The organism is Roseibium sp., assembly GCF_025698965.1.
Taxonomy (GTDB): Bacteria; Pseudomonadota; Alphaproteobacteria; order Rhizobiales; family Stappiaceae; genus Roseibium.
Window position 1 is genome coordinate 1 of record NZ_JAILWL010000283.1, and the last position, 8,445, is coordinate 8,445.

Annotated in this window: 2 protein-coding genes and 1 pseudogene; all 3 read left to right on the top strand. The window is 51.1% G+C overall.

Annotation, left to right across the window (positions count from 1 at the left end; all coding sequences use genetic code 11):
* Window positions 1-169 precede the first annotated feature (169 nt).
* Window positions 170-6,934 (top strand): hypothetical protein, encoded by a 6,765-nt coding sequence (locus K5905_RS20740; protein ID WP_297587194.1) that lies wholly within the window; start codon window positions 170-172, stop codon window positions 6,932-6,934.
* Between the two features lie 181 nt (window positions 6,935-7,115).
* Window positions 7,116-7,407: pseudogene (locus tag K5905_RS20745) on the top strand (integrase core domain-containing protein); the annotation flags it as partial.
* Between the two features lie 347 nt (window positions 7,408-7,754).
* On the top strand, window positions 7,755-8,445 hold a 691-nt coding region (locus K5905_RS20750), incomplete at its 3' end, for a hypothetical protein (protein ID WP_297587196.1).

The window sequence follows — 8,445 nt, forward strand, 5'->3', positions numbered from 1 at the left end:
CGTCACACATACAGCTAATTACGGCAACATCGACTTTGTAGGTGCAGGCGCTGCAAACGTTCTCACGCTCACCGGCGAACAAGGCGACATTCTCTTTGTCGGCGCGGGCAAGGCCAATGTCGTCACCCACACGGCCCGTCACGGAAATATCGACTTTGTTGGCGCTGGCATGGCAAACGTTGTGACACTCACTGGCGAACAAGGCGATATCCTATTTGTCGGCGCGGGCAAGGCCAATGTCGTTACCCACACGGCCAATTATGGAGATATCAACTTTATCGGAGCGGGTGAGGCAAACGTGTTGACCCTCACCGGCGAGCAGGGAAATATCGATTTCGTTGGCGCAGGCAAGGCCAATGTCGTCACACATATAGCCAATAACGGCAACATCGACTTTATCGGCGCGGGCAACGCGAACGTGTTGACCCTCACCGGCGAGCAAGGCGATATCGATTTCATAGGCGCCGGCAAGGCTAATGTCGTCACACATACAGCCAATAACGGCAACATCGACTTTATCGGTGCAGGCAACGCGAACGTGTTGACCCTCACCGGCGAGCAGGGAAATATCGATTTCATTGGTGCGGGCAAGCGCAACATCTTGACGATCGATACCACCGAAGCAGGTAAATTGGCATTCTTTGGTGGCGGGTCAGAAAACGTCATTAATGCTCTGGGTGGCAACACCGATATTCATATGCGCGGTGTGGGTAAAGCGAACGTCATCAATAACTTTTCGGCCAGCGGTGACACCGATGTGATCCTAGCATCGAAAGGCAATCTCGTTACCCATACGAGTGATGGCAGATTGACTGCCCGGGTCGCAGGCAAGGCGAATATTGTAACAAATACAGGCTCAGGGCACAGCAATATTGTTGCGGTGGGCAAGGGCAATGTCGTGACGCTCTCCGATGGCGGCTCGGAAGTTGTTGTTGCGGGTGCCGGCAACATCGTGACCGCAGGTTCCGGATTCGACAAGGTGCTCGCCTTTGGTGAGAAGAATCTTGTACTAACAGGTGGAGCAGGCGCGGGCGAACTCGACGAAGTTACTGCAATCGGCAAGCTCAGCATTGTAGATGCCGGCGCGGGCGCCCGCTTCCTTTCGCCTTTTGCCCACAACCCGCTTGACGCGCTGAACGATCTATCTGGCTTAACTGAAAGCGTGCTAAATGATGATCCTGTCGAGGATACTCCAACCGTAGCCCTCGGCTCCGGACCGGGCATCGACTTCGCACAAGCCCGCGCGCAACAGGCAACTTCCGGCACAGGGTCAGAAGTCGGGTTGGAAGGTGTGAGTGAGGAAGAGTTGGCGCAAGCCGAGGCGCAAGCGTCAACAGCGCAATATGAAGACTCTTTCGCTTTGATCGAGAACGCGAAGACCGCGGCCGTTGAGGACATAAAGGAGTCCGAAGCGACAGAAAAAGCTGCGACTGAGAGCGAAAATGACTTCTTGTCGTTCGAACGAGACCTGAGTTCCAGTATCGCTGCGCAAGCCAATACTCAGGATGCAGACGATGTGGAGGACGCAGGCGATGTGAAGGGCGACGGCGTTCAGACATTCTGGGAAGGCGAACAAAAAAACCCTGCCGACGCAGCATTCGTCTGGTCAGGGCTGGGTCTCGGCGGTCAATGGAAACACGAAAACGGCGTGGGACAGATCGTCGTCGGCACCTTGAACGTGACGTTTGGATCGGATGGTAACGATGTCATAATAGCCTTGGGACGGATGAATGTGGTGTTTGGCGGTGCAGGTAACGATGTCATCATCGCAGGGTCTCCTTCCACTGGCGTGCGTACAATTCAAAAAGTATTTGGCAAGGAAGGAGGGATGCTGGGCAAGCTAATGGATAGCATCAATAAGGTTGAAGCCTTTTTGCCCAATAAATTGCTAGAAAAAGCCGGTAAAGACCCGCACGAACAAGATCGGAAAACAGCATCCCGCCTGACCGGAGCGATTGCCATTGGCGGGGCTGGGGACGATATCATTGTACTTCTCAGCCAGTTCAACCTGGCCGTCACAGGCACTGGCACCGACACTGTTGTCGCTCTGGGCAAAGGCAACCTGATCATCAAAGAAATGCATGGCGCTCTTCGCCTTGGCCTTGGAGGTACGGCCAATATCGTCGTTCACACAGGGAAAGGTGGAGTCAATCACATAGGGGAAGATGGAAAAGTCACCTCTCATTCTCGCCTTACTGGTCTGATGATGGGACAGGCGAACATAGCCTACGCGCATGACGGCGTGGATGTGCATGGTCTAGTCATGATGGGGAAAGGCAACCTGGTTGTGAAGACCGGCCAGGGCAATGTCTATGCCGGTATGCTTGGTTTCAGAAATGCGCTGTATGCAATCGGAAAAGGGCACGATGTGGTAGTGCAGGCTGGCATATCGCATCATGGATTTGTTCATAGTCTTGTGGGCTTCGATGTCCCCCTGAAGCTATATGCAAGTTCGGTCTTCCTACGAGACGGCGATGGAAACAGTGCGTTCGGACAATTTGGCAGCATCAACATTGCGGTCAAGGTTGGAAACGGGCACGTGACCGGTGCTTCGGCCGGCGGTCAGTCGCTGCTTTTCAATGACGGCGACGGCAACCTGTTCTATGCCGGCGTAACTTTAAAGGAAACGCACAGTTCCTGGGTAGTCAAGCTTGGCCATGGAGACATGAGCAGCTTCCTGGTGTCGGCGGCACGACCAACGACAGGAGGTCGCCAGCATGCCGGCAATTTCCTAAACTCCGCATTGAAAACAGCAGGACACAAACAACTTGGTGAAGGTAAAACGAGTATTCTGGGAAAGATCACCAGTTTTCTAACCAGCCAAAATATGGCACTGCAAGTGGGTGACGGCACCTTTACCGGCGTTGCTGTCGGGGCCACCAATGTGATGATCCGCGTTGGGGCGGGGCAAGATACTCCCAATACAACCACAAGCGCGGATGTCCAGAAGGACCTGGAAAAGCTAAAGGCTGCCGGCGAGTTGGGCGCTGCCCTTCCCAATGCCCTTAATACGAAGAGCTTACGAATAGGTGATTTCGACACCCAGATGCTGGCCGTCAGCATCGGCGGTTGGAACGTGATGCTCGACGTGAATTCCCACAGCCACGACAAGATGCCCTTGGATTTTGCAAAAGACCGCCAGCGGGCCATCGACTTGCTGAAACATGTGCGTACCGAGGGTGCCCCAAATCGCGCGCGCCTCACGCTCAATGAGTTCATGTCGCAGACGGCACAGGGTTCCAGGGTTGCCACATCCGACACACTGATGGCTGCCATCACAATGCCCGGCTGGGGGCGCAAGAAGGACGATACACCCTCCCAGCCTCAAACACCCGTCGACCCAGGCAAGCCACGCGGACGCTATGTAGAGTTCTCAGGCAGTACCTACGATTATGAGCATCTTGGCAAAAACCCGTTTGAATTAAAAGGTAAAGCCTCCGAGGCTTCTGTTGCCGATAGCGGCACACCAAGCGGCCGTAACATATTGGCGAAACTTGGCAACGGTGATTTTGTCGGCGTCGCGATTTCACCCACAACCTTCTTCCAAACATTGATGGACCTAAAAGAGGTCGCAACAAATGGAAAGACGGCAAGTAACCACGAGAAGGGTGAAATTGAAAAATTCTTACACTATGGTCACGGGCGGTATGCCAATTCCCTGATTGATCGAAAAACATCCGATTACATGTATGAAAATTATGGCGACGAATGGAATGCGGCGTTTGAAAATGATCAGGAAAAAATCGCCGCAAGTACCTTGGTAGACAACACGCCAATAGAGAGAGATTATTTTTCAAACGGCGAGACCCATCGCATCTATGACAAGGCCAGAAACGAAGTGAAGGCCGAACTCACTAAAGAAGCCAAAAAACACATAAAGGAACTTAAGAAAACATCATACAAAGACAAGGCTGAAGCTGCCGGAAACGAGCTGTTGAATGGTGGTGGAAACGTCTTGATACATGCGGGACACGGTAACGCAAGAATGGCCGCCGCAGGTAACAAAAACCTGATAATCAAAGCGGGTCTCGGCAACGACTATATGGTTGCGCTTGGCAACAAGAACATCATGATCCAGATGGCCGACCCGATTACGACGCAGAGCCTTGTCGAAGTAGGTCAGGATGTTCAAATCGCCGTCGGAACCGGCAATATCATTGCCAACGTCACCGGCACGTCAAACGACTACATTGTCGTAGTCAATCCCAACGTAGGGCCGCTAATTTACTCACTTGCCACAGACCTACCCTATGCTCTGGGGCTCAAAAAACGCACTCGCTCGGGCCCTGATCGCTCAGGATATGTAGCACCTGAGATCGAAAGTGGAAACCTAATCAAGAAAGAGATAAAGAGCTTAACAAGTAAAATAGCATTTTACACTTCTTCTAAGACGAGATCTGAGGCATTTAAAAAACAGAAAGGAAAATTTCTTACAGACTTTAAGAAAAGCTTCACCTTGGAAGCACTCAATAAATCTGCAAAGAAACTTCCCTTCGTAAACCAGGCATTCGCAGTCAAAGATGGCTTTTCTTATCTGGTCAATAACATATCGACCGCGAATTTTGTCTTAGGCGGACGAGGATCCGACAAGATCGTCGCTGTCGGCGAATTCAACATCGTCTTTGGCGACAACATCGTTGATGTTCTTGAATTCGACGTGCGTTCGCTGGTTTCGGCAAAAATGCAGCTATACAAGTTCTTACCGTTTGGTTTGGATCATCTCTTGCCTGTTGATTTCCGGATCAAAACGATCAACGGAAACGTGGGGGAATTATTTGGCGGGGTCGTTCCAAACGCCGATGGTCTGCCTAGTATTGACCCGGACGGAGCAGCAAAAACGGTTCGGGATGCATGGGCGAACAACCTTGAAACTTCGCTCTTAACCGCCATCAAGCTGCCGCCGATTGGAGGAACAATTGTCGGAACCATCACTGAGGCGGTGTCCGCAGTAGGTGCTGGAATATCCACGCTTTGGGGATCCGACTTCAAGGAAGTATTCACAGACCTAGAATTTGGAAATGCTGAGGGCTATTTAAACGAGGACGTGGAGTCGAAAGGCGCCCAGTTCAGTAGCGCAGTTTCGCGTTTCCAACTCTTTTCTGTAGTTGATTTCGACGACCTGTTCACCAAGGGCCTAAAGGACAACGGATTCCAGGGTGGCATTTTCGAGCACATGCAAAAGTTCAACTATCTTCATGGCGACGGTGATCTGATCGTTATGGCGGGCGAAAACAACGTTGCCTTCGCAGGGCATGGCAATGATATTGCCGTGACACTTGCCAGCATGAATTTGTTGACCATGGGCGACGGCAACGATTTGGCGGTTGCCCTGGGCAACGACAATCGGGTCAACGGTGATGCTGGCGCCGACTTGCTGATCGCTCTTGGGTCGGCAAACCTGGTCACGGGGGACGATGGCAACGATATCGTTGCGGCAGCTGGCTCTCTCAACCGAGTTCATGGTGAGGATGGCGACGACATACTTATCGGCCTTGGAACAAAAAACCTGTTCTTCGGAGGCGACGGTGTCGACTTGATCATCGGAGCCGGGATTAGAAACTTCTTCTATGCCGGCGAGGGACAAGACATCATTTTCGGTCTTGGTTTTTACAACTACTATAACACCGGCGGTGGCGACGACATTATTTTCAATGCCGGATTTGGCTCGGTTCTCGAGACGGCAACGGGCGCAGACTTCATCAAACTGGGCGGTAAAGGCAATGCCGTTTATGGAGGGGCAGACGACGACACCTACACCACCGATCAGGACGCAAGCCATGTGATGGCATCGGCCGGTACTGGAAATGACACATTGCACCTTGGCGGCTCGGAAAATCTATTTCTGGGCGACGAGGGCAATGACGCGTTTGTCGTCACCGACAAGATGCTGACCGGCAACATTGTGGGGGACGCGCGAGTTGGTGAAGTTTATGAGTATTTCCAGGACAATACCCCTGAAATCGAAACAGATGTGATTAAAATATCCGCCAATGTAACGGACAAGAATCCGAACAAGTTGGAAACTCTGCTGAACGATGTCTGGTTTAGTGAGGACGGCGACGACCTCAAGATCGAAACACGTGCTACAAAGGATGTCACGGGACTGCGCCTAGCGGGTGATGTCACCTTTGAAGACTATTTCAAAAAGAATGATAATGGCGCGTTCTCAGGCCCCAGTGTCGAGATCCTGAACGATGACAACAGTGTTACGGCAACACTAACTGCTGATATGGTCAAACGGATTGCCACACACCTGAAGAATCCGACAGACGGCGACGGCGTAGCGAATGGATTTTTCGACTTGAGTGACCCCGACCATGGTTTGTCGGAACAATTACAGGACATGGTTGCATCCATAGACTTCGCCAGCTTGACGGTAGAACACCAAGTCGAACAAAATAACAAATTCATTGGAATAACCTCAATCACAGCATCTGCAACTGCCAACGACATTGCGGTGATCGAGGATAAGACTGAAGGCATTGTTCTTCTGCATGAATTTGAGGCTAGGCCAGATTCGCTAACAGGTGATGTAATTCAGGTTTCCGGAGCTGCAATTGGTGGTGGCGACAGCGATGCACATACCATCGGTGAGCTACTCAATGACTTGGAATTCGGAAGAGTAGAAGACAACCTGATCCTTCGAAGCCGCGCAGCTCATGATACGGATGGGAAACGGGTCGAGGGAAGGGTTGCCGTTACGGATTACTTCAAGGACATCGGCAATGGAATAGCCGGTGCGGACATCCAAGTCCTCAACGATAACGGCAGCCTCGCAGCGCGTTTCACAGCTTCAAGGGTGCATGACCTCATCAACACAATCGCAAGTCTTGAACCCGACGAAATGGGAGCAAACGACGACATCAACAAGGGTTTCTTCTTTGATCCCCAGAAGAACACGTTCGCGGCAAGGCCAATCACTGACTTCGTTTGATATGTAGAAGTTGAGACTTGATCTGACATCTGGGTTTTCGAGCTGAGGGTTACCGACTTCGATGGTTGCGAGCAAACAATCATCTAAAGCCCAATAGGTAACCCTCATGTACGAGAGTAATGTAAGAGCGCATGACTTTCTTGCAGAGTAACGAATGGATTGATGTACCCCGCTAAATTCCCTCGATCAGGACTCGGAGTTCATATTACGTGATCTGGACTTATAGGCCCATCAGTGTGGCGTCACACCGGGCTTCTCCATGCCGGGAAACCCATGTCTTCATTGAGGCATTCAATGGACGGCTCAGGGTGGAATGCCTTAATACGCATTGGTTTCGGAGCCATACGGATGCAGCTGAAAAGTTGGAGGATTGGCGCAAGGACTACAACGAACACAGACCCCATGGCGCCATCGGCAGCAACGTGCCGGTGGACCTGATGAAATCAGAACACACAGACAGCCCGCGTTCCTGATTTGGTCCGAAAAACTCTAGCCCGTCCCGGGGGCACGTTGGGTCGCACTCCAATCAAACGAAGGACTCCGCGCTAAATCGAATGAGGATAGGGTCTCAGGTCAAGATCGAAACGACTCTTCCCGATTAATTGGGGTCTCGGGACACATTTTTTCGGCACCATGAATGGTGAACCGCAGACCACTCTTTTGGAAAGCTCAAACTAGCTTAAATAAGATCAAACTTGCTCAATTGAGCTACACCGGATAGTTCGTCACATTACCAGTCAAACAATAACTCCTGATAAAATAACGTTGTAGTTGGAAAAACATAGTTCCTTCAAACAAGTTCAAATAAGAGGATGGCGTTGTGAACAAACGCCCTTTGGTTGACGTCAGTGAGTTCGTTCTGAAATCCAACACGCTTAACAGGTCTCAGATCGAAACTGACACCAGTTCTGATAAAGACTTCACCTGCACAGAATGTGCTATATCTAGCAAGTTAGATCGTGCAGCAAAGAAACGCTCATTGTCCCGAGTGAAGTACGATGAGAAGATGCACCGTTCGAAATCTGGCACGTATCGCTCCTCTATCAGCAGCCCGCCACTCTCGGAATACCATTTTACGACATTGACCGAAGCACCTCGGCATCAGTTTGCCAATTGGCAACAACTAGTGGCACCCTTTTTCTTCGTCGATCGAGATGATCGCTTGAATGAAAAATTTCACGCTACAGTCAAAACGTACAACCTTGGAAAATTGTACTTCGCTTCAGCATGCTTCGAGGCAACAAACTATCAGCGGACTGCAAAGCATGTTCAAGAATCCGAGTTTGACCATTGGCATCTCTGTCTGCGCAAAAAGGGAAGTGGGATCAGTCGCTGTGGCGACCGTGTCCTTCATGGTAGAGCAGGGTGCTTGGAATTGCGATCATTTGCCCTTCCGTTCTCAAAGAGAGCAAGTGCAACGAGCCAGGCTTCCATCTATATAAGCAGAGATAATTATCCGGGATTGCCTGATTCACTCGACGCTGCTGTCCATACGCCACTCAGAGGAGTGG

Excerpts from the sequence above, each read along its gene's own strand:
- K5905_RS20740 (WP_297587194.1), top strand. The coding sequence starts at position 170 with ATGGCAAACGTTGTGACACTCACTGGCGAACAAGGCGATATCCTATTT.